The following is a 24,465-nucleotide window of genomic DNA, read 5'->3' on the forward strand; positions in this document are numbered from 1 at the left end:
GGGGCGTTTTAAAATATTGGGTTCAGTCTTCAGCCGAGGTAAGCTATTTATGCTCTGTTGATTTGACTGAACCCTTTTCTTTTGGATAATTCTCGGTTCGTGTAATGAATAAACTAATAAAGGTAATCTTATTTCTAATTGTCGGGATGGTTCAAGCCTTCGCATGGGGAGGGCTGAGAGGGGACACGTTGGCCAAGGAGCTGGATGAAGCTGTCTTGAATAGATCTTTTTATCTTCAGCAACGGGAGCAACGGATCACGCAGCTAAAGGACATGTTTCTCTTGAGCAAGATATCGTTGTGGCAGGAATATGAGATCAACCACCAATTATACGAGGAATTCAAGAAAATACAACAAGACTCGGCCATCTATTACATAAAGCGGAATATGGAGATAGCGTCATTTATGAAGGATACGGCACGCATCTATACTTCCCGCTTACGGCTGGCTACGCTTTATGCTTTCTCCGGGATGTACCGTGAGTCGGAAAGTCTGTTGCGAAGCATAGACCGTGAGTTGCTGTCTAAAGAGCAGAAACAGGATTTCTATGAGGCTTATTATTCGTTTTTCTCTTATTACAGTACGAATCTGGATTCTTTTGAATATAGGAAACAACTTGATTTATACAAGGATTCGTTATTGTCTGTCTTAGATACGGCCTCTTATCGGTATAAGATAAATCTGGCGCAGAAATATCTGGCTCACGGACAGGCGAGGTCTGCGGAGAAGGTGCCGTTACTTGCAATATACAGTTCCGCATGAATGAGATCTCTAAATTCTATCCTATCATTAATGCTTCCTATCAGATACAGGAAGCTCAAGGCAAAAGGCAATTGATGACTTATTTCTTGTTGATCAGCCTATTGACGCTCTTTCTGATCCTTTCTCTAGCCTATGTGTATAGGCAGATACGGAAGATCTCAGCGATACGAGAAGAGTTGGTTAATACCAATGCCTGTTTGGTAAAGTTGAATGGAGAGATAAGCGAGACGAATAATTTATTGCAAGAGCGAAATATACAGCTATCGGAGTCAAACCATATCAAAGAGGAATACATCGCTCATTTCCTCGATCTCTGCTCCACCTATATTAATAAACTGGAGGATTACCAGAAATCGCTACAGAAAAAGGCGATGAATAAACAGTTGGACGAGTTATTCAAGATGCTCCGTTCGACCCGTATGGTGGAGAATGAGGTGGAAGCGCTTTATGTTAACTTCGATCGAATCTTTCTTGGATTATATCCTACGTTTGTCAGGGACTTCAACGCTTTGTTGCAGCCCGAGGAACGTATCGTCTTGAAATCGGAGGATCTGTTGAATAAGGAACTTCGTATATTCGCCTTGATGCGGTTGGGAGTTACGGACAGCGTAAGGATAGCCGCTTTTCTTCGTTGTTCGTTGAGTACGATCTATAACTACCGGACCAAGGTACGTAATAAGGCGTTAGTGCCTCGTGATGAGTTTGAAGGTTGGGTGATGAGGATCGGGGTTAACCGGAATCCGTTATAATCAATCTACATTTTTTAGGATAGTGATCTTTATTAACTGATTTGTATTTAATGGGATAGAGGATCGTACTGTCTACATTTTTATATCAATCTTCTTTTTGCTTCTTATTCCCGGATACATTTGCGGCATAACTTTTAAAAAGAGATGTCATGAAGATTAAATTAATGATTGCCGCCGTGATCGCCTGTTTGGTGTTCACGGGATTTACGAAAGAGAACGTATCCGATACGGTCGATCACAACGCATGGAAAACATCCGGCGTCGTGGTCATACAAAATGATGTCCTTACGTTGGCCGGTTCCAACGCCCGTGCTTTGTTGAACGATGGCAAAGGCTATACGAACTTCGAGTTAGATATGGATGTACGTACCACGACCGGTGGCAAAGGTTATATTGGTATCCATACGGACGCTACGGATCGTAAAGGATATCGTATCGCCTTGAACAACGATCGGGAAGATCCGGTTTGGTGGCGGATGACGGGTAGCTTGGTGTCGGTCCGGAACCTGACGAAGAGTTTCGTGAAAGAGAACGAATGGTTCAAGATGAATATCCGGGTAGAAGGACGGCTTGTCCGGGTGCGGATTAATGGTGAGACTGTCGTAGAATATATAGAGCCTTCCAAACCTTTCCGTTTGAAGGAGAACGCTAAAGCATTGTTATCCCAAGGTACTATCTCGCTGGTGGGTACGGGACGTGGAAATCTTCAGTTTAAGAATATCTCTTTAGAGGCGTTCAGCGCGAAAGGAATAGACATTCCCGCTCAATGGGCGAATGCCGTGGATGAGCAGACGGACGTGAGTGGGTAACAACCTTTTCGGAGGCGGCCCGCAACAGCTTTGACTATGTGTTTACCGATGCCATGACGTTTCTGGATCATAAGGGGCGGCGTACGCACCTATGGGTAAACAAGGAAGTGATTATCGACGATGAGCAGGCATATATGGATATGATGTTGGACCGTATCTGTTCTGTCTTGGAAGAGCCGGTCGATATGTACGTGAATTCCTGTTTCCTTCCCGATGCGATGAGTGACCGATATGATATGTTTTGGACAGAAGAGCGTATCGACCGTTTCGTGAATGCCTTGGCAAAAAGTGGAAAGGCTTTGGAGATAAACGAGCTTTATCATATTCCGAATAAAGCGATCATTCAGAAAGCGAAAGCCGCGGGTGTAAAGTTCACGTTCGGTTCCAACAATATCACGCCGGAGGTAGGAACGCTCGATTATTGTATCCGTATGAAAAAGGAATGCGGTTTGACGGCGCAAGATATGTATAAACCACACATTAATATATAAGATTAGTTTTAAGGTCTGAACAAACATTAGATTTAAGGTAGAGGTATTAGTGCTTTAGGCAAAGATTGTTAGGTTTCGAGGTAAGATACATATGGAGTTACAGTTATAATATAATAGGTCGATTACTATAGGACAAAACATCTTATTTACTATATATAAAGATAATCATATATAGTTACATTCCACAAACCACGACGTGAACTGTACAGACCACGACGTGAATTATACAAACCATGCTGTGGTCTGTACAGTTCACGCCGTGGTTTGTGGAATGTAACAGTATCTTACGAAGAATGAACAGGCTCTTGAATAACTATTCTAGCTGAAGTGTAGCGTTTTTATCCTATAGGAAAATAGCGGTGAATTCCTTTTCGAAATTCGGGGTGAATGCGCCTTTCCCCAGATTCTCTTTGATCTCCTCGATCGGCCAGAAACGTCCTCCGTCCAGTTCCTCGGGATCGGGGGTGATGGGGCCATCGTAAGTGGTCCGGAAGCTGTTTACCAATTCCTTCTCTATGGAAGACTCGAATATATAACGTTTGATGAAGACAGGCGTGAAATCGGTAATGCCCAATTCCTCACGAACCTCACGGCGCAGGGCCTCTTCCACGCTTTCTCCATAATCAATATGCCCACCTACGGCCGTGTCCCATTTTCCCGGTTGTATATCCTTGTTCATGGAACGTTTTTGGAGATATAGATCTCCATCCTTATTAAAGATATGTAAATGGATTACGGGATGTAGCAACTTCCTTCCGCTATGACATTCCTTGCGAGTAGCCTTTCCGATCGTCTCACCTTCCTCGTTTACCAGAGGAAACCATTCTGTTCTCATATTTTAAATAGACTTTAATTTACTGATAACCGTACCTAACTCCTCATCCGTTAAATTATTTCCATACGTAGCGTAATCCAAGCGGAACGTACATCCGTTCTTGTATTCGGAGCAACCATAAGCGGTTTTGCCCCGGAGGATAGAGCCTTTGTGACAGATGGGGCAAACGGGCTTATCCGTTGATGGAAGCTCCAATTCAGGAGTAGCCTCTGCTTTCTCTTTCTCTTTCTTGGCACGAGGCTTACGAGGTTTCTTTTCCTTTTTCTCCTTGGGTTCGTCTTTGGGAGTTTCTTTAGCTGCTTTAGACGTATCCTCAATCGTAATCGTTCGCCGGGTTTGGTCGGAAAGGACGTTTATGACGACCTCGTTTACCATTTGCTTCAACTCATCCAGGAAAGTACGAGCCTCATAAGTCCCCCGTTCGATCTGACGAAGCTTCTTCTCCCAAAGACCCGTCAACTCCGCGCTTTTCAGCAGTTCTTCATGGATCGTGCCGATCAATTCCGCACCGGTAGCGGTGGGATAAAGATTCTTGCGCTCCTTCCGTATATAATTACGCTTGAACAAGGTCTCGATGATCGCCGCACGGGTAGAAGGGCGGCCGATACCGTTTTCCTTTAAGGCATCCCGCAGCTCGTCATTATCCACTAATTTACCGGCGGTTTCCATCGCCCGCAATAAAGTTGCTTCCGTATAGGGTTTCGGAGGCTGGGTCCAAGTCTCTTTCAAGATCGGTTTATGCGGGCCGCTTTCTCCTTTCACGAAATCGGGCAATACGCCTTCTTCCTCGGTAGGTTCAGCCTCCGGATCTTTCTGCTCGGCTCCGAATACGACACGCCAACCCGGTTTGAGGATTTGCTTTCCGGTTACCTTGAATTCCACCTTATCCACTTGACCCAAGACCGTAGTGGTCGATATCTCGCAATCCGGATAAAAGGCAGCGATAAAACGACGGGCTACCAAATCGTACACCTTCCGTTCCGTATCCGTAAGATTGCGGGCGGGGACTCCGGTAGGGATGATCGCATGGTGATCGGTAACCTTCGAGTTATCAAACACTTTCTTGCTCTTCGGCAATTTCTGATTCATCAAAGGAGCGGTAAGCTCCGTATAATCCACCAACCCTTTCAAGGTATTGGGAACTTTCGGATAGATATCATCACTAAGGAAAGTCGTGTCTACACGTGGGTAGGTTGTCACCTTCTTCTCGTAGAGCGATTGGATCAACTTTAGCGTATCGTCCGCCGTAAACGCGAATTTCTTATTACATTCCACCTGCAACGAGGTCAAGTCGAATAGGCGGGGGGCGAATTCCTTCCCTTTCTTCTCGGTGATACTGGTAACAGTAAAATCCTGTTCCTTTACCTTCTCCAGAAAAGCCTCGCCTTCCTCTTTCTTCGTGAACTTACCTTTCGTGGCGGAGAAAGTCGTATTCCTGTAAATGGTCTTTAATTCCCAATACGGTTCCGGCTTGAAATTGTCGATCTCGGCTTGCCGGTTTACGATCAAGGCGAGCGTCGGGGTTTGCACACGGCCGATCGATAATACCTGCCGGTTCTGCCCGTAGCGCAAGGTATAAAGGCGGGTGGCGTTCATCCCCAGCAACCAGTCGCCGATGGCACGGGATAGCCCGGCCTCATATAACTTATTGAATTCCGTCTGTTCTTTGAGTTTTTGGAAACCTTCCCGGATCGCCTCCTCCGTAAGCGAGGAGATCCAAAGGCGGTAGACCGGGCATTTACAACCTGCCTTTTGCATGACCCAGCGTTGGATCAGCTCTCCCTCTTGGCCGGCATCACCGCAGTTAATGACCATCTCGGCATTTTGCATCAGGCTCTCGATTACCTTGAATTGTTGCTCATACGTAGGATTCTCGATTAGTTTGATACCGAACCGGGGAGGGATCATAGGTAGCGACCCCAGACTCCAACGTTTCCAGTTCTCCGCGTATTCATGCGGTTCTTTCAGGGTACACAAATGCCCGAATGTCCAAGTTACCTGATATCCGTTTCCTTCGATATACCCATTCATTCGTTGGGTTGCCCCTAATACTTCCGCGATTTCCCGAGCCACACTCGGCTTTTCGGCGATACAAACTTTCATCAATACATCATCCTTTCTTAAATGAACAGACAAAAATACATGATTATTTCCGAATGAGCAAAGATGTTTGTTATCGTGAGTTTATAAAGCTGTATGATGGAGTTGCTGATTTTGGTTCAATTTGTTTTTACCTTTGGGAATTTTGCATACATTTGAACCTATGTAATCGAAGTGGGAGAATAAGTCGAATGGCAGACATTGATTCAGAGAAAGAAAGAAGGCTTGTGGCGGACTTGCTGGAAGGGGACGAGTCGGCCTTTTGTGAATTATATGCCCTGTATAAGGATCGCTTGATGTGGTTTTCCTTGAAATTCCTTAAATCCCGGGATATGGCGGAAGATGTTTTTCAGGATGCTTTCGCCTCTATTTGGCAGAATCGCCGTTTCTTAAACCCGAATGTACCTTTTGGCCCGTATGTGTATACGATCGTGAAAAATCGGATCTTAAACCTGTTGGCGGGACTGGATCGTGAGTTGGAGCTGAGGGATAAGATACGGTCCGCCTCATTGGATAGCACGAACGAGACGGAGGACTCGGTATTGGATACGGATTTAAACGCATTGTTGGATAAGGCGCTTGAAACGTTGACCCCACAACAAAAAAGGGTTTTTGATATGAGCCGTAAAGATATGAAATCCCATAAGGAGATAGCCGACAGTTTGGGTATCTCGGTATATACGGTACAACAACATATCTCTACGGCCTTGAAAGTGATCCGGGCGTTTCTGGCTAAATATGCGGAGACTTATATGACGCTACTGCTCTAAACACACACCTCCCTTTATTCATATTCCCGATAGGCACCGAACCGGGCTAAGCGATCCTCGCCGAGTTGTTCCGGTACAGGTTGAGGGGAGAGGCCCAAGCCTTCGTTGATCTGTTCCCAAAGTCCCGTACGGGTGTAAGTTTGATGCACTTTCTGGAAACGGGTGGATAGTAATAAATCCTTGGCTTCTTGATATTGCTTCTTATCAATCAGTAGCTGTACCTTTCGCTCGACCACCCATTCATCAGAGGACGCGTTTATCTTATCCAGCCATTTTTCCCGTTCCGATAAAGCCTCTGTTCCAAACTTCTTTAATACTTTATCCCGCTCGATAACCAACTGGGGATGTAGGTTCAACCACGAGGTCTCGGGGATAGCGGCGTAAGTATCTCTCGCCTTTTCCCACGCCTGCCGACGAACATATAGCCTTGCCAATAAAGCTTTTGCCAGATCGATATCCGGGATGGATAGTTGTTCGATCGCCTCCTCTACACGTTCTCTTCCAGCCAACCAAGTCCCATAGTGGAATTGCCAATAATCCCGTTCCGGCCGGGGAGATATTTGGATCGCCCAACGAAAAGCATCGTCCAGATCTTCCATGCCGGATGGAGCCCACTGCCCGTCTTCCGGATAGGGGGCGGCGGGAAGCGTGGACTTATTCTTATAGGCATCGGCTAAGGCGATCCAGATGGAAGATTCATTCTTCCGGGCCCAGTCGAATAGCGGGATGCGATCGATCGGGCGAAGCCTTAATGCCGGAACCTTTAAAGAATAGATATCCAAAGGATGATCTGTCGGTATCCAATATTCTACGTGATTCTTTTTCTCGCCGGGACGCAATTCGAGCTTGATGGACTGGTCGCTGATCGGGCCACCTTGGATTTCTACGTAAGGCTGCCGGTCGGGGGTACTGAGCATGGACCATTCCTTGTCGCCGGCTACGCCATAACTCCATAGCTTGATACCGGGCGTACTGGATTCGTCGGCGATATGATAGAGCCCGCTGCCCAAGGAGGGAGTGTAGGCCCCGAAAGCATTCACGTCTTTCGTTTTCCAGAAGTAGCCGGTCATCTCTTTGATATCCCGTTCATGATGGGTTCCTTCGGTTTTCCAGTCGATCGTGTCCAACGTGGAGGCATGGGATAATACGGTCCCGTTCGGGAAATCGTATTGGGTATCCGGTGCGCAAGGAAGGGCGGCGTTGGACCATGACATCCATGGATAGGCTTGCTTTCCCGGGTTGTAGTAAACAACCCTTTGGGTAAGGCATTCGTCCTTATCTCCTAAGGAATATTCTACAGACCATTGCATACCGTAATGAGATTCCCGTTCTCCGCATGTTACATATGTGCGGTCTCCCGTATGATCGATCTGATAAAGCACCGGCTCATTTTGCGTGGGAGAGTGGGAGATCGGGAAACTGACCTCGATCCCCCCGGCCACGAAATAGAAACGGGGTAATATCCGTGTGTATTTGATTACGTCCGGTCTGTACAAGACCTCCTTGCCGCTCTCCTTGTGAGTGAGGGATATTACTTTCCCGCAAAGATCGGGGCAGATGATAGCCTTGACTTTCTCGTTCTCTAGCGAGATCATCCGGTACCTTTTAGGTACCGGACGATTTGAGGTCTCGCTATAACTCATATAGGGGTATACGCCATTCGGGTCCAAGGCGGTCGGTAGCGGGCCGGTGGGCGTCAATACGTGCGTCAGCTGTATCTGGTCGAACTCCTCGCAAACAACACCTGTTGTCTGCGAGAAGGCCGGCCCTGCGGCTACGCTTGCCATGAGTGATAGGATTAAACGATATGCTTTCATGTCTTTCCTGCTATATAAGCCCATTATTTCGCCAAAAGATCGGACAGTTGACGGATGATGAGGTTACCCTTACGTACATCCGCCGAGATCTTGTTCTCATCGAGCTCTTTCTCTTTCGGGAAGATAGACAAATGTTGGTCTAGCTGCTTCAATAAGCCTTGGGCTTGCGCGTTACCCGATTGGGCGGTCAGTTCCCGTAAGATACGGACCTTCTCGAAATCCACGATACCCTCTCTCATCTTCTCGAAGCGGATGCAACTCTTGCCTCCCGGATATACCATGTAGCAATCGCCTGCTGCCCAAGAGCCATGACGTGCGTCGCGATCGGCATCTTCCGGCCAAGCGTCGTAAGCCCATCGCAAGAAGCCGTCGTACCCATACGCCATTACATACCAACTGATCCAACGTCCCTCGATAGGAGGTGAGAACACGAAGTTGTTCGGGATCGGCGGGTTACAGCATACGTATACGGTGGACGTGCGTCCGGTGGCGGCCCGTGCCTTTTGCTCGGCGATGGTAGGTTCCTCTCCGTAAAGGAAAGAATAATCGTCCAGCAGTCCGTCCAATTCCTTATGCCAATTGCCGGCGTAAGTGATCTTCCAGCATTTATCATGGTTGCGCACGACATTGATAGCCGCTAAGGTCTCTTCCATCGGATTCTCGTTGATTCCGATATAGGTGATGTCCAACCAGCTTTTAGCTTCTAGATGGAACTTGAAATCCGTGAGGAAGATATTCCACATCTTCTTGAATTCCTCCGAGCTTGGCGCCCAGTTGATATAAGAATAATCGCCCGTAGCCTCGTCCTTATAGCGGTGACGGAATCCCCAAGGAATCGGGGTATAGAGGGTGATTGCCTCGTTGATGCCACATTCCATCGCTAATTCTACGTACTCGTCGAAGATCTTGTAGTCGAAGGCCCATGTGCCGTCCGCTTTCTTGATCCACTCGATCATGCCCCCCTCGATCATATAGGAGTTATCGGACCAAGGAGAATGTACTCCATAAGTCGTGATGTAGGTACCACCCGCATCGGCATAATGCTTCAAATGCTGCTTGAGAAGCATTTTATGTTCTGGTGACCACGGTTCCACGTGATTGTACCATGCCACGGCCCACGGGTTCTGCCATAGGTCCAGACGGTATTTCCAGTCTTTCGGATAGGGGAGCAACTGGTTTTGCACCACGATCTCCAGATTCAAGAATTGAGGAGCCTTGCCTTTCGCCCGCACCTCCACCTGTCCTTTATACGTACCGGGAGCGGTTCCTCTCGGCACATCCACCATCATCCATACCGGACGGGTGGTTTGGGAAGGGAGATCGAAGCGGTCCAGCGTCTCGAAACGGTCTGGCATCAAGAAGCCGGATTTGTAGGGAGATTCCCCGCAGATGGCTTTTTTCTCGGCATACGGATAATTGGACAATACGTAACGCACCAACTCGAAGGTAATCCGGTCTTTTGGGATGATGTTTCCCTCGGCGCTCCTCAAGTCCTGCGTAGAGACACGTACTTGTTCCAACGCTTCTGACGACCATACCAATATCTGGGCATTCGCTCTTTCCCCCCTCCAAACGGTCGTAGAGTAGGAAGATGATAAATCGTTGTCATGGTTTACGGGTACTTCCTTCCGGAAATAAAGCCGGTCGGTCGATCCGAAGGCGGAATGGATACCCGCCTGATTGCTCCAAGCGGGTTCATTCACGCAAAAATCAAATGTTAACTCCGGGTCATAGTGATGACTCCGTACAGGAACAAACGTGGAATCCATCTGCCCCGGATACACTTGGCCTAGACTGATATGAGAATAAATAAAAAAACTAGCTACCACTAAAAAGTATTTCTTCATGCTATAAAAATTTAAGATAATTCATATTTAAATGGGATTCCCCTCCCAGATAGGTAGGCCCTACCTTCTCGTATAGGTAGGGCCTACCCTCATATATATAGTCGCTTATTCTTGGAAAAACCCTTACCAGCCCGGATTTTGTTCCAAGGTTCCTTTCGACAATTGTACCTGTTGCAAAGGGATCGGGGATAGCCAATGCTTCGGTGTCTGGAACTTGCGGGCGGATGCGGGTTGGGCGATGATAAAGCCATCGCTATCCACCTGTATATCCTGCCCGATCACCAACTCCGGGAATTTCTGTTGATACTCCGTACCCACGAATTTCACGCCACGGATCGCAAGGGGAAGAACCGTTTCCGCCGTGCCCCAACGACGTAGGTCGTCCCGGCGGTATCCTTCGAATGCCAGTTCCACGGTTCTCTCACGCCGGATCTCTTCCAGCATATTCAGGCCGTTGACGGAGACGAAAGCGTTGGTTAGGTGAGGCATATTCGCCCGGTTTCTCAGATCATTGATGGTGATGTCTAACTGATCGTCCGTGATTTGTCCGTTCTTCTCGTATAAAGCCTCGGCGAGGATCAGCAGGACTTCGGCGTAACGAAACTCCTTGAAGTCGTATTCGCCGATGAATTGAGCGGCATCCAATGTCTCATCCAAGAACTTACGGATCATATAGCCTGTGCGTGTAGCGCTATTCCCTACAAATCCCGGATAGGTAGGTGTCCAGAGACCTCCCTCGAAAAAGACCTCGCTACCGGGAACGATAAACGTCTGCTCCATACGGGAGTCCCGGTTCTCGAATTCACTCGTCTGGTATTGGAATCCCTTAAATAAAGGAGATTTATCGATGGGCAGACCATCGTTACATAAATACATATCCGCAAGGTTTTTTGTAGGAACCATGGCACCGAACCAAAGTTCCCGTGTCCAGTTATGGGTCACTCTCAATTTATAATAACGCCTTGCCAATAAGACCTCCTTGCTATCATCCCCCTCTAAGATATGTAGATATTTATAGCTTTCCTTCCCTTTATCCCGGAACAAGGCGTATTCCTTGGAATCCACTAAGGCTTGGGCGGCATCGATGGCCGATTGGATATACATATCGGCGTTGGAGCCTTGATGGTATTTCTCCCAAGTTCCCTCGTACAAGGATACGCGGGCTTTTAACGCTAAGGCGGCCCCTTGCGTGGTACGGCCCAATTCCTCAGTAGTCAACTGGCTTTGCTTGGGAAGCAAAGGAATCGCCTTATCGAGATCGTCGATGATAAAATCAATGATCTCCTGCTGGGAGGAGCGAGGCGTGTAAAGCTGTTCCGAGGAGGTATTCAAGGGAATCTCTATCTTGGGAACCCCTCCGTAGAACTTGACCAGTTTCCAGTAGTTGTAGGCCCGGAAGAAATGGGCCTCGGCTTTCCAGCGTCCGATCTCGTCGTCGGTCAATCCAGACTCCTCCGCTTTCTTGAGCAGATAGGAAGTGGATTGGATGAATTTCCAAGGCTCATCCCAATCATCCGAATTGACCGGTGCTAAATAAGAACCATCGCTTACGTCGTCCGCCCCCGAACCGAAAGCGATATCCGAGTTCTTATCTATATATTGGGAGGCCTCCATCAGGCTGAAGTAGAAATCATTGGCGGCCAACTCGAAATCGGAAGGCTTTTGCCAAAATACGGCGTCGGACACTTGATCCATAGGTGTCATATCCAAGTCGCAACTAGATAGCCCGAGTGTGGCCGATAGCGCTATAATTATATTAAATCGTCTCATACTGCTAATTTGTTTTTTCGTGGAACCTTAGAAAGTTAAGTCAATACCGAAAGAATAATAACGTTGGAACGGATAATTGAATCCGGCTTTGTCCGACTCGGGGTCCCATCCTCCTTTTACGTTATGTATCTCGAATAGATCCTGTCCGCTTACGTAAAAGCGTGTCCGTTCGATGCCTAGTTTCTGTAACGCACCTTTGGGGAGCGTGTAGCCTATCTGGATATTCTTTAGGCGAACATAGGCGGCGTTGATCTTTTGCAGGGTGGATGCCTGATAATTCCAATGCCGGATCTCCCCATGCGTCAAGCGGGGATAATAGGCGTCCGGACGATCCTCGTTCCATGTCTGGCCGTAGTAGAACTGGGGCGGGTATCTCCACCAGTCGCTCCAAGGCATGGCGAAGTCTCCTTCACGGAACAAGGTGCGCTTGGCAACTCCTTGGAAGAATACGCTGATATCGAAGTTATTCCATTTAGCGCCCAGATTCAATCCGAAGGAATAGCGGGGAGTGGTGGAGCCAACGTATTCGGCGTCGCCGTCATCCCCATCTTTATCACCGTAGGTGGAGATCTTACCGTCGCCGTTCAAATCCTTGAACTTCGCGTCTCCGATGCCGATATTGGAAGGTACGCCCTCTAGTTTCTTATAAGCGTCGAGATCCGCTTGGTCCTTGATCACGCCATCGTATACGTAAGCGAAATAGGAATTCATGGGATAACCTTCCCGGGTCTCGTTCAATCCTAGTTTATAGGTATCGGCACCTCCGTATTCAACTAATTTGTTCACGGCGTCGGTCAACTGGAATTGGGCAGAGTATTCAACGTTGCCGATCTTGTCGGTCCAGTTCAATGTCAACTCGAAACCGTTCGTGCGTAATTTACCCGAGTTCGAATAGGGTGCCTCCGCACCTAACATGCTGGGATAAGTTACCGGAATTAACATATTATTATTCATCTTCACGAAATAATCAAACGAGAAGCCGAGGCGGGAATCAAGGAAAGCGGCATCGACACCCATGTTGACATTCTCCAGAATTTCCCATGTCCGGTCTACCCCGGCCAATACGTCTAAGCCCATGGCTTGGCTTTGGGAACCGTTTCCGAACGGATAGATTAATTTAGTTCCCCAGCCATCGTCCCTAAACTTTAGCAACTGGATATAGTCATACAGGCGGATACCTTCTTGGTTTCCGGTCTGTCCGTATGATGCTCTTAACTTCAGCTCATTGAATACCTTGGAGTTTTTCAAGAAGTTTTCTTGCGAGATACGCCAGCTGGCGGAGACTCCGGGAAACATCCTCCACCGGTTGCCGGGGGCGAAACGGGAACTACCGTCATAACGGAAGTTTGTCTCCAGAATGTACTTGTTCTTAAAGCTGTAGCCTAGGCGGGCGAAGGTAGAGCCGGTAGCCCAATGCTCGGCTTTGGCGTCGTTCTTCATATTTCCCGTGCCTCCGAGGTTAAGCTCCCACAGCTCATCCGAGATGAAGTTATCACGGCGTGCCATGAACATGCGGACTTCCTCCGTCTCGTAGGCCATACCTAACATGGCGTCCAGATGGTGGTCCGGGCCGAAGTTCTTATCGTAATTCAAGTAGGCCGTGTAATTTTGGTAAACGGTCTCTTCTGTCGTGCGATCCACGGCAGACTGCTCCGGACTTCCCGCTCCGGTGTAGTAGGTGATATTATTGTCCCATGTATAAAGAGGGATCGCTTTCGCTATGTCCTCATTGTTCTTGTTCTTATAATTAACACCGGCTTGGGCGGTTAAGGTCAGTCCGTCGATAATGTTGGCGATTAACCTGAAATTACCATTCATCTCCCGGGTCTTGAACGTGGCGGTCTCGCTCTCTTTGGCCAACGCTACGGCATTGCTCCAGCCTCCTTGGGTGAAGAAGTTACCATCGGCATTATAGACCGGGTGGTTAGGCATATCCAGAATCGCCTCACCGATTACCCACGCTCCGTTGCTGCCTACATCGGTACGTTTATTATTGTCCAAGGCTACTTTGGTTTCCAGCTTTAACCAATCCGTGATCCTATAATCGTAGTTCATACGTAGATTATACTTGGTGTTATTGTCGTCGGCATATTTTACGACTCCGAATTGCTTGCTATAACCGGCGGATAAATAATAATTGGATTTCTCGCCGCCACCGGAGATAGTGAGATTGTGCTTATGCTGAACGCCGTTGTTCAACAGCTCGTCCATCCAGTCCGTGTTCGTAAAGAACAATTTCCATCCTCCATACAACGGGTGATCGATCGGATTCGGGTCGTTGGACAAGATCCTATCCAGAAGCTCTTGCGTATACATAGGGGCGGAGCCGTTATGGATATTGGCCTCGTTGTCCATGATCGCCATCTCATAATTGGTTGGCGCTTTCATCATACCGGTCATCTTGGAGATCGACAAGTTTCCATTGTAAGTGATCTTAGGTGCGCCGGTCGCTCCCTTCTTGGTCGTAATCAAGACAACGCCGCCTGCGGCCCGTGCTCCGTAAATAGAGGCGGAGGCATCTTTTAAGACGGAGATGGCATCGATATCCTGCGGATTGATCATATTGATATCACCGGGAATACCATCTACTAAAACCAGCGGGGCACTGTCTCCGTTAGCGGATGAGACTCCACGTATGTTCATCTTAAAGTCCTCGTTACCCGGCTGGCCGGAGCTTCGTTGGATAACCATCCCCGGTATTTCTCCCTGCAAGGCGGATAGCACGTTGGTCACGGGCTTAGATTCGATAACCTCAGAGGTGACTTTCGAGATCGCTCCGGAAAGATTGCTTCGTTTCTGTGTTCCGTAACCAATCACGACTACCTCGTCAAGCTTTTGGGCGTCTTCCTTTAGCTGGATATTAAGGGTCTTGTTGTTGCCTACGGCCACTTCTTCCGATAAATAGCCGATGTAAGATATGAGCAGGATCGATTTACCGTTCGCCTCGATGCTATACTCACCGTTCAGGTCGGTAACTGTCCCTTTGGACGTACCTTTTACCACGACGTTCGCCCCGATGATCGGTTCGCCCCGTTCATCTGTAATGATACCGGTCACTTTCCGGTCTTGTGTCACTGGAACGGAGGCGTTGCCCGCGTTTCCGAGACTGACGGCTATCGTGTTATTCTCTCGCTTAAAATAAAGATTGGCTTGCCGGGTGATCTCGTTCAATACGCTGTTGATGGGAGCGTTCTTGAACTTTAGGTTAACTTGTACGTTCCGGTTCGCTATGGCTTCTCCATAGAAAAACTTTAATCCTGTCTGCTTCGACAAATCATCGAAGACTTTTTGTATGGGTTGGTTTTTTACTTGAATCGTTATTCTTTCTTTTTGATTTTCTTGGGCTTGCAGAGGCTTAGGGGAGCTTAACGCTAAAAAAACTAAAATAATAGAACAACACATCCAATTATACCTAGTAATAGTTGGAAAGTTCATAATTTTGTATGTTTAAAGGTTGTTTTTATACACTTTTAAAAACAGTCCGATTTCTGTAATCTCCAAGGGGGTCCAATCCAAGGGTGTACATATCGGGAAAGATAAAGGGAGATCGAAGGTCAGAGGTCGGTTTCCCTTTTTTATGTGGCTATGCTTAGGTCGTATCTTTCATGACAAATCGATTTTAAGGTTAATAACTCGTTTTGTATAACACGATCCGGTTTCCTTCCGTCCGGTATCGGATGCCGGTTGAATATTGAATCGCGTTCAGTACGGCTTCCAGACTTTTATTGTCGTGCTCGCCATAGATGTAATCGTCGAATACGCTATTCGGATCGAGTACGATCGCTTGATTATACATCCGTTCCAGATCATGTACAACGCTACTAATAGGTGTCCGGTTAAAATAAAGGCCGCCTTGCAACCATGCCGTTACTTTTTGGACGTCCTCGTTCTTTTTAAGGATCTCTCCATTCGCGTTATTCACGATTACTTGCTCGTTCGGTAATAGGCGCATTACGCTTTCGGGCATATCCACCTCAACTTTTCCGGTCCGAACGCTGACGGCCATCAACTCATCCTCTTGATAGGCTTTTACGTTGAAAGAGGTTCCGAGTACTTTTACGTCGGCTTGTCGGGTACGGACGATGAAGGGCTTGCCCTCGTCTCTCATGACATTGAAAAAAGCTTCTCCTTCCATTTCTACCAAACGGATGTCAGAGGTAAATTCCGTTGGGTATCGCATGACGGTACCGGCGTTTAGATGAACGACCGTGCCATCGGGAAGGGTGACTTGCTTATGTTCGCCATGATTGACGCTTATTTCCGTTAGGAGATGGTCGCTGGCAGATGTATGCTGCTTCGCTGAATGATTTAGGTATAGTTTCGTTCCGAATCCGATGGAAACGATAATCGCTATGCTCGCCGCATACTTGATGAAAGTGGATAGGGAGATTCTTCTTTCTCTTTTACGTGTCTTATCCAACAGGTCTTGCGCCTCCTTCTTATAAAGCAGATGATTATGGGAATCGGATTGAGGTAAGTCCTGCGCTTCGCTCCAGACCCGGTCCATTTCGCTTTCTAATTCTGCTCGCTCCGTTATGGATGAGGCTAACTTCCGCAAGGTCTCTATATCGTACCGTGTATAGAGTCCATTTACGTATCGGATTAATAAATCGCTTATATGTTTGTTTTCTTCTTCCATTATTTCTCGTGCTATATTAATAGTACAAAGAAGTCCGGGAGAACTGGGATATCATTAACTTTTATTAGTATATGATTTTATTATCTTCGCGAAACGATATGTGATGCTAAATGAAAGAGAGACAAATTATAAAGTCGTTGAAAGAAGGAGATAGGGAGGCTTTTTCGATGTTGTATAAACAATATTGGGAAAAGGTTTATCATTTCTGCGGGCTTTATTTGAATAATCGGGATGTGGCCGAGGATGTGGTACAAGAGGTGTTTATCAAGGTCTGGGAGTCGAGGGAATTCATCCGGGAGGATGATAACTTCAAGGGGCTTCTGTTTGTCATCACCCGTAACTTGATCTTTAATCAGCACCGGAAGAACGTGAACGAGGACTTTTATAAAATGACGGTCTTGTCCGCTATGGAGACCTCTTACGACTTAGAGGAAGAGATCACCGCCTATAACTTGGGGGAGTATATCAATCATTTGATAGAGGAATTGCCGGAAAGACGCCGGGTTATCTTTAATCTAAGCCGGAAGGAGCATAAAAGCTATAAAGAGATAGCCTTCCAACTCAATATTTCCGAGAAGACCGTTGAGAACCAAATCAGCGAAGCCTTGAAGTTCTTGAAGAAAAATATCATGTTACTTATCTGGTTTATCTAGCGCTTTCCTAGGTCACGTATTTATAGAGTCCGGAAGTGCCATTTTCGTCCTAAGTTTTAGTTTTGCTCGTCTTCTTTTTCAGGCAGCACATAAATCCGGTGTGTTCGATATCCTACGCTGGCTATTACGTTATCCTTGATAAATTGCTTGATATCCTCGCTCGCACGGTAGCGGGTACAATTGTTCAAGCCGGCGTAATCGGTGAGATTTATATATGAGTTTCTTTCTAGATAAGATAACATCTTAGCCTTCCTTCCCTCGATTCCCGTTTTGGGCAGATTTTCCCGTTTAACCAAGATGGGGGCGTTCTTTTTTACCATCTCCTTCAGTCGGGGAGAGCAGCGGAAGTTAACGCCGTGTATGCTAGCGCTTGATTTAGTATTTCCTTTCTGGTCCGTTACTTCTTTGCTTTTTACCGATGGCGAGAAATGTCCCAATCCTTCCAGTTCCACGCTGTACCCATAGGATAATTCCCTGCCGATATAGGAAGTAAGCGCCTCCAATACACCTTTTATGTCGGCGGAGGTGACGGATGAGCATTCGGAAATATACTCACATATATCGTTCATGCGTTTGGTATCTCTGGTGATGACTCGTGCGCAGGATGTTGGCCCGCGTTGTTCATTGCCCGGTGTATTATAAATACTGACTTGGATGCCACTTCTTGGTTTTCCCATGATTTTCTCGTTATTTAAATGGATAATGTATAGGATGCCTCGGAGATTTAACGTTTATCTCTTTGGCGTTTCTATTTGATGAAATCGGTTGCCGACGCCCTCGGCAATGCTGCTGACGCTGTCGGAAATATTGCTGACGGCGTCGGAAATACTGCCGACACCGTCGGCAACCAATTTCATTGAATACAAAGGACGGAAATATAAGGATGGAAAGCAAGGAAGATACTGATAAAACACAATTTCGTAAAGATAATTTTAAAGAGTACCTATAAGTAATGGACATTTAATTGTACTTGAGGCTTTAGGCATGATTATTTTTCAATCGTATTTGGGTATCTTATCTGAATTTGATTAACCTAAGCGAATTTTTTTATCTTCCAATAGGGGGGAGGGAGTCGTGGCGTGTATTTATAAATAGAACAAGAATAATAAACATGAGCGAAGATACGAGAACGATATTGAAGAAGTTGATGCGAGATGCTCTGGATGAGAAAGATCGGCAACGTTTGCTGTGTGACCCAAAAGTGGAAGAGCGTATGCGTTCCCAATGGGACGAGGCTGCGGATCGCGTGAATCCCATGGTGGGGAATCGCATGTGGAAACGAATCATAGCCCGGACAATGGCGACAAACGGTGTCCGTAAACTCTGGGTCTATAAGATTACGGCGATAGCCGCCTCCATATTGCTACTTTTAGGTGTAGGAAGCGTAGTTTATTGGTCTCATACGAAAGAAGATCAATATATATATGTAATGGCCTCCGGTGTCCGTTGCATAGAGTCGGTTTCCTTATCGGACGGTACGACCGTGAGAATGGGGCCGAATAGCCAATTGATCTACCCAAAGAGTTTTGATGGCAAGACCCGTGATGTGGAATTAAAAGGGCAAGCCTTCTTCGACGTAGCGAAAGATCGGGAAAGACCATTTACCGTGCATACCAAGAACATGGATGTAACGGCCTTGGGCACGGCCTTCGAGGTTTTCAATTATGATTCCGAGAGCAAGTTGGAGACGATCCTGTTAAACGGTAAGGTGAAGATTGGCTTGGGAGGTCCCAATGTGAAGAACAGGCGTGAGGTGATATTGAATCCGAACGAGATGTTGGTTTTCGACAAACAAGCGAATACCGTTAGAGTTAAGACGGTTAATGCCGAGGAGTATTCGGGTTGGCGTAACGGTGTCCTCAGTTTTGAGAACGAACGCTTGAGCATGATCCTTACCCGTCTGGAGCCTTGGTTCGGGCGGAAGATAAAGTGCCCGAAGGAGATAGCGGAGAAATATCGGTTTACGTTTAAGGTACGGGATGAGTCCTTGGAGCGAATCCTGTTTATGCTGAGCAATACGTCGCCCATTAAATACAGAGAGAAAGACAATGAATATGAACTATATATAAAGGGAGATAAATGAGTGTCTAACGTTAAATTCTAGGAGATATGCTTGTTAACAGTTCTTGAGTCTAATAAAAAACAGGAGGAAAAACTAGGTTTCTCCTCCTGAGCAAATGTTCTTGACGGCAGGCGTTAGGAGTTGAGAGGCCGACACACCTGCTAATTTATTCATCAGAAACATTACAAAGTTATGAAAAAAATCAGAAAAGTAAACCGAGTCATGAAGATAAGTGCGTTGTTATCCTTGGCTTTCGCATGCACTGTATCCGCTTCTACCTATGGACAGAATTATAAGCTTTCCATGAATAAACAGGATTGCAGTATATCGGAAGTGCTAAAAGAAATAGAGAAAAATAGTGAGTACACGTTCTTCTTGAATGATAATCAAGTAAATGTAAATAGGAAAACGAGTGTAAAAGCAAATAATGCTTCGTTAGAGGAGGTCTTAGAGCAAGCCTTGAAAAATACGGGATACCAATATGAGATTGTAGACCGGCAGATTATAATTAAGTCAAAGAGTGTTTCAAGTGTCTCACATCCGAATGCCTTATTCCAGTCTTCGCCACGAAAGATTACCGGGCAAGTAAAAGATGCCTTGGGAGAACCCATTATCGGGGCGAATGTTGTCGTCAAAGGAACTACGAACGGAACGATTACGGATATTGATGGAAACTTCAGTCTGGAAGTACCGGACAATGCGATCTTGGTAGTTTCTTTTATTGGTTATACGGATCGTACGGTCGAGGTTGGTAATTCTTCGAAAGTAATGGTTAGCCTGTCCGAGGATACCCAGAAGTTGGATGAGGTTGTGGTCGTAGGTTACGGAACGCAGAAGAAAGTGAATTTAACAGGAGCGATCTCCTCTTTGGATGCGGAGACGTTGGAGAATCGTCCGATCACCAACTCGACCCAAGCGTTGCAAGGTACGCAAGGTGTTTACGTAAATCAAGCGGGTGCTCAGCCGGGAGCGGACGGGGCGACGATTCGTATTCGTGGTCAGGGAACCTTGAACGATAATAACCCATTGATTTTGGTGGATGGTATCGAGTTCCCGTTGGAAGCGGTAAATCCGAATGATATTGAGAGTATTTCCGTATTGAAAGATGCGGCTTCTTCCGCTATCTACGGTTCTCGTGCGGCGAATGGCGTTGTCTTGGTAAAGACAAAGGGGGGAAAGAAAGGTAAGTTTACCGTCGATTATAATAACTATTTCGGCGTGCAGCAGGCTACCTATCTGCCTAACTTCGTATATGATCCGGTCGTGTTTATGGAAATGAGAAACCAAGCGCAACGGAACGAAGGTAAACTAACGGTGGATTATTCTGACGCGTTAATCGAGGAGTACAAACAAGGCATGTTAACAGACCCGATTATGTATCCGCAGAATAATTGGTTGGATATCATGTATAATAATGCCTTTATTATGGAGCATAACATGCGTTTCTCCGGAGGTGATGATAAATATACGTATTCCGTATCTTTAGGCTATGGTGATCAAAATGGAATATTGCGTGGAACGGATTCCAATAAATATACCTTAGCTGTGAATACGACTGCTCAAGTGAATAGCCGCTTGAAGATCGGCGCTAATATCAATGCGCATTACCAGATCTATAATGAGCCGGTAGCGGGTGTGGCAAACTTAGTGGAGATGACTTATAAAGCGCAGGCTTTCCACCCGACTTATACGGCCGATGGTCGCTATGCGGATACCTTTATCCGTACTCCTGGGCATAATATCTATCGCCATCCGTTGGCGTTGGCCGATGAGGGCGAGAACAAGCATAAGTCCTTGCGTATGTTGGCGAATTTGTCTGCGGAATATAAGCTTCCGTTTGATATCGTTTATAACTTGAATGTCGGTTTAAACAAATATGATTATCTGCAATCTCGTTTTGCGCCTGATGTATACGAATATCAGTTGAAGACCAATGAGGAGAAACGAGTGGTTTATGACGGTCAGAATACACGCCATGCCTATAAAGGTGATAAGAATGACTTGGCAGTTACAGTATTCAATACTTTATCTTGGGGCAAGAAGTTCAATGATGCCCATGACGTAAAAGTATTGGCTGGCTATAGTTTTGAGAGCGATGATAAGACTGAGTTTTCCGCTAAGGTAGAAGGTTTCTTAGGGAACGAGTTGCACGAATTAAACGCAGGTTCTAGTAATCCGAGTGTAGCGGGTACTTCCTCGAGATCAGTCTTGATGTCTTACTTTGGTAGGGTGAATTATGGTTATAAGGACCGTTATTTATTTGAGGGTAACTTTCGTTATGATGGTTCGTCTCGTTTTGCCAAAGGAAATCGTTGGGGGATTTTCCCATCATTCTCTGCCGGATGGCGTTTGAGCGAGGAAGAGTTTATGAAAGATATTCCTTGGATCTACAATCTGAAATTGAGAGCTTCTTGGGGACAATTGGGTAACGAGCGTATCGATTTGTTCCGTTACGTGGACCTAATGAACTTGAAGGTGATAAAAAATGATGGTTCAATTACGGATTATAACTACCCGTTGAATGGAGCGATGCAATCCGGAGCGGCTATTACCGCCTATAACGATCCGAACATCACATGGGAGACAACGACCATGACGAATGTCGGTATTGACGCTAGCTTGTTAAACGGAAACTTAGATTTCTCTTTCGAGTTCTTTGATAAACGTACTTCCGACATCTTGCGAAAGGTTACTTTGCCGGATCAAGTAGGTGGTCTGGATGGCCCGATCCGTAATATCGGCGAGGTGAGCAATAAAGGTTTCGAGTTGAATATGGGGTATCGGAACAATATCGGGGACTTCCGTTACGAGGTAAATGGAAATATGACCTTTATCAAGAATAAGATCGTTAGCTTGAAGGGGCAAACAATCATTGATGGAATGTTTATCTTGGAAGAAGGAAAGCCTATCGATTCTTATTATATGCTTCATGCTATCGGTATTTTCCAATCTGAGGAGGAAATCAAGAATAGTCCGTATCAAACCGCGGCTACTAAACCGGGATATCTGAAGTTTGAGGATACGAATGGAGATGGGAAAATTACCGAAGATGACCGCCAGATACGTGGTGGTGTGATTCCTAAGATAACTTATGGATTCAATATCAACTTAGGATATAAGGATTGGGATCTGGGCGCTTTCTTCCAAGGTGTAACTGATGTCTATACATATGGAGACCGTATTGGTGCTACTCCTTTATGGTTTGGTTGTGGTTTGCCGGAACAATGGTTGACGGATGCTTGGACTCCCGAGCGGGGAACCAGCGCTACATTGCCTATCTTGACTACGTATGAAGGATGCTTGAACGAGAATTTCCGTACAAATGATTTCTGGTTGAGAAATGCCTCTTATTTACGTTTAAAGAACTTGCAACTTTCTTATAACGTACCGGCCTCTTTCTTGAAAAGCGGTGTGGTTAAGAGATTAAAGGTCTTTGTCAATGCGCAAAACTTATTCACGTTCTCTCCGATGAAGGATTTTGATCCGGAGAAGAACTTGAAGGGAAGCAACTGGTATGCCTATCCGTCTGTACGGACTTATACGGCAGGTGTTAATGTCACATTTTAAATAATAAGGAATAATAATATGAGACGTAAAATATATAAGATGATATGTGTCGCTGTCGCTTGTATGAGTTTAATCGCTTGTGATAGCTGGTTGGATGTAGATCCTTCCGATCAATATTCCACGGAAACATTCTGGAAGACAAAAGAGCATGCGAGCGCCGGTATAATGGGATGTTACAACGCATTGAAACCTTGGCGTTCATTGCATACGATGGAATTCGATATGCTGACAGCGAATGCGATGCCTTATAACGAGGCGAATGGTACGCAAGCGATTGGAAAGGGTGAACATTTGTCTACTACGGCTCTAATCGGAAGTTTATGGAAGAACTGTTACGTTGGTATTGGCCGTACGAATACTTTCATCGCTAATGTCGGAGGTGTCGATATGGATGAGTCGGAGAAGGCGAAGATGGTGGGTGAAGCCAAGTTCTTACGAGCTTTCTATTATTTAAGTTTGGTCGATAAATTCGGAGGTGTACCGCTGATTATAGATGCTCCCAATGCGGATGAGCAAGCCGAATTACCTCGCAATTCCAAGGAAGAGGTAGTGAATCAGATTGTCAAGGATTTGGAGGAGGCCGCTGCCGTGCTACCGGACACCTATGCTAGCTCAGACTTGGGACGTGCGACAAAAGGTGCTGCGTTAGCGTTAAAAGCCCGTACTTTATTATATAATTCTCGTTGGGCGGAGGCGGCCCAAGCTGCTAAGCAGGTAATGGAGTCTGGCGTTTATCAATTATTCAATGATTATCGTCATTTCTTTAGCGAAGATAATAAATATAATTGTGAGGTAATCTTTGATATAGAAGCGAAATTGCCAGAGTATCCAACGGATTATGATCAGAATATCTGGCGCTTGAATCGTCCGGCTCCCTTGAAGGAACTGGTTGATACATATCTCTGTGTTGACGGGAAGACGATAGAAGAGTCACCACTTTATGATCCGACTCGTCCGTATGAGAACAGAGATCCCCGTTTATTGAAATCGATCGTTTGCATCGGTTATCCGTATTTAGGAAAGACGATCACAAAAGAAGATGTGGCGACTACGGGTTTCGGTGTGAAGAAATACACTTCTTATGAGGATGATGTAACGATTCCTTTAGTAGAACGTTCGGCTTTCAATTTCATTTTAATTCGTTATGCGGAAGTTCTGTTGACGTATGCCGAGGCCCAGAATGAGGCGAGTGGTCCTGATCAGTCAGTTTATGATGCCATCAACCAATTGCGTAGGCGTCCGGATATCAATATGCCGGAAGTACCAAAAGGTTTGACGAAAGATCAGATGCGTGAGGTAATCCGCCGTGAACGCCGTATCGAGTTGACCTTTGAAGGACTCTACTATTCGGATATCTTGCGTTGGAAAACCGCTGAGAAAGAGAATAATGGTATGATGCATAATTATGATGGAATAGAAGTCGTGAAACGTTCTTTTAATCCGAAACGAGATTATTTATGGCCGATCCCTTATAACCAAACAGTCTTGAACCCTAATTTGGAGCAAAATCCGAACTGGGATTAATTTTTGGATAAATTAAAAACTGTTATCTTTGAAGTGCCAAACACAGGATGGCACTTCAAAGCCAATATATC

General features: G+C 46.1%; 15 protein-coding genes and 1 pseudogene. 8 read left to right on the top strand and 8 right to left on the bottom strand.

The features are described from left to right. Positions 1-104: 104 nt before the first annotated feature. The 3 genes and pseudogenes from BHV83_RS13070 to BHV83_RS21780 all read left to right on the top strand — a co-directional run bounded on the left by BHV83_RS13070 (position 105) and on the right by BHV83_RS21780 (position 2,810). The gene (locus BHV83_RS13070) at positions 105-761 is read left to right on the top strand and encodes a SusR-related protein (protein ID WP_005866294.1); all 657 of its coding nucleotides are present in this window, start codon (positions 105-107) and stop codon (positions 759-761) included. Further along, positions 758-1,510 (top strand): DUF6377 domain-containing protein, encoded by a 753-nt coding sequence (locus BHV83_RS13075; protein WP_286757601.1) that lies wholly within the window; start codon positions 758-760, stop codon positions 1,508-1,510. Before BHV83_RS13070 ends, BHV83_RS13075 begins: the two co-directional genes overlap by 4 nt. A 149-nt stretch (positions 1,511-1,659) precedes the next feature. Then, positions 1,660-2,810, top strand: a pseudogene (locus BHV83_RS21780) (DUF1080 domain-containing protein). Positions 2,811-3,153: 343 nt separating this feature from the next. Here BHV83_RS21780 and BHV83_RS13090 read toward each other — a convergent pair. Together BHV83_RS13090 and BHV83_RS13095 are read right to left on the bottom strand one after the other, a co-directional pair. Continuing rightward, a complete protein-coding gene (locus BHV83_RS13090; protein WP_009017132.1) occupies positions 3,154-3,645 on the bottom strand; it encodes an NUDIX hydrolase in 492 nt (163 codons plus the stop codon). 3 nt (positions 3,646-3,648) lie between these two features. Further along, positions 3,649-5,748 (bottom strand): DNA topoisomerase 3, encoded by a 2,100-nt coding sequence (locus BHV83_RS13095; protein ID WP_034527038.1) that lies wholly within the window; start codon positions 5,746-5,748, stop codon positions 3,649-3,651. A 188-nt stretch (positions 5,749-5,936) separates the two neighbouring features. Between BHV83_RS13095 and BHV83_RS13100 the strand changes: the two genes are divergently transcribed. Next, entirely contained in the window at positions 5,937-6,515 is a 579-nt protein-coding gene (locus BHV83_RS13100; RefSeq protein WP_048927792.1) for an RNA polymerase sigma-70 factor, read from the top strand. A 14-nt stretch (positions 6,516-6,529) separates the two neighbouring features. Here the strand turns inward: BHV83_RS13100 and BHV83_RS13105 are convergent, their stop codons facing one another. The 5 genes from BHV83_RS13105 to BHV83_RS13125 form a co-directional block, all read right to left on the bottom strand. Further along, entirely contained in the window at positions 6,530-8,302 is a 1,773-nt protein-coding gene (locus BHV83_RS13105) for a DUF5107 domain-containing protein (RefSeq protein WP_286757602.1), read from the bottom strand. 53 nt (positions 8,303-8,355) lie between these two features. Further along, complete coding sequence (locus BHV83_RS13110) at positions 8,356-10,179, bottom strand: DUF4091 domain-containing protein (RefSeq protein ID WP_286757603.1); 1,824 nt, start codon at positions 10,177-10,179, stop codon at positions 8,356-8,358. 123 nt (positions 10,180-10,302) lie between these two features. Continuing rightward, positions 10,303-11,949 carry a RagB/SusD family nutrient uptake outer membrane protein gene (locus BHV83_RS13115; RefSeq protein ID WP_048927794.1) on the bottom strand — a complete coding sequence of 549 codons (1,647 nt, stop codon included), beginning with the start codon at positions 11,947-11,949 and terminating at the stop codon, positions 10,303-10,305. Between the two features lie 27 nt (positions 11,950-11,976). Further along, positions 11,977-15,384: a TonB-dependent receptor gene (locus BHV83_RS13120; protein ID WP_321774370.1), complete on the bottom strand. Its 3,408-nt coding sequence runs from the start codon at positions 15,382-15,384 to the stop codon at positions 11,977-11,979. A gap of 190 nt (positions 15,385-15,574) precedes the next feature. Next, a complete protein-coding gene (locus tag BHV83_RS13125; protein ID WP_286757605.1) occupies positions 15,575-16,588 on the bottom strand; it encodes a FecR family protein in 1,014 nt (337 codons plus the stop codon). Positions 16,589-16,698: 110 nt separating this feature from the next. Between BHV83_RS13125 and BHV83_RS13130 the strand changes: the two genes are divergently transcribed. Beyond that, positions 16,699-17,241, top strand: coding sequence for an RNA polymerase sigma-70 factor (locus BHV83_RS13130; protein WP_022191874.1), 543 nt, complete (start codon positions 16,699-16,701; stop codon positions 17,239-17,241). A gap of 56 nt (positions 17,242-17,297) precedes the next feature. Here the strand turns inward: BHV83_RS13130 and BHV83_RS13135 are convergent, their stop codons facing one another. Continuing rightward, positions 17,298-17,918 (bottom strand): HU family DNA-binding protein, encoded by a 621-nt coding sequence (locus tag BHV83_RS13135; protein ID WP_005866317.1) that lies wholly within the window; start codon positions 17,916-17,918, stop codon positions 17,298-17,300. A 434-nt stretch (positions 17,919-18,352) separates the two neighbouring features. On the opposite strand from BHV83_RS13135, the gene BHV83_RS13140 reads away from it, so the two are divergent. From BHV83_RS13140 to BHV83_RS13150, 3 genes are all read left to right on the top strand, one after another. After that, a complete protein-coding gene (locus BHV83_RS13140) occupies positions 18,353-19,324 on the top strand; it encodes a FecR family protein (protein WP_048927796.1) in 972 nt (323 codons plus the stop codon). 171 nt (positions 19,325-19,495) lie between these two features. After that, positions 19,496-22,870, top strand: a complete 3,375-nt coding sequence (locus tag BHV83_RS13145; RefSeq protein ID WP_286757606.1) for a TonB-dependent receptor — start codon at positions 19,496-19,498, stop codon at positions 22,868-22,870. A gap of 18 nt (positions 22,871-22,888) precedes the next feature. Further along, positions 22,889-24,394, top strand: a complete 1,506-nt coding sequence (locus tag BHV83_RS13150) for a RagB/SusD family nutrient uptake outer membrane protein (protein ID WP_286757607.1) — start codon at positions 22,889-22,891, stop codon at positions 24,392-24,394. Positions 24,395-24,465: the final 71 nt, after the last annotated feature.

It is taken from the genome of Parabacteroides sp. merdae-related_45_40 (genome assembly GCF_001915675.1).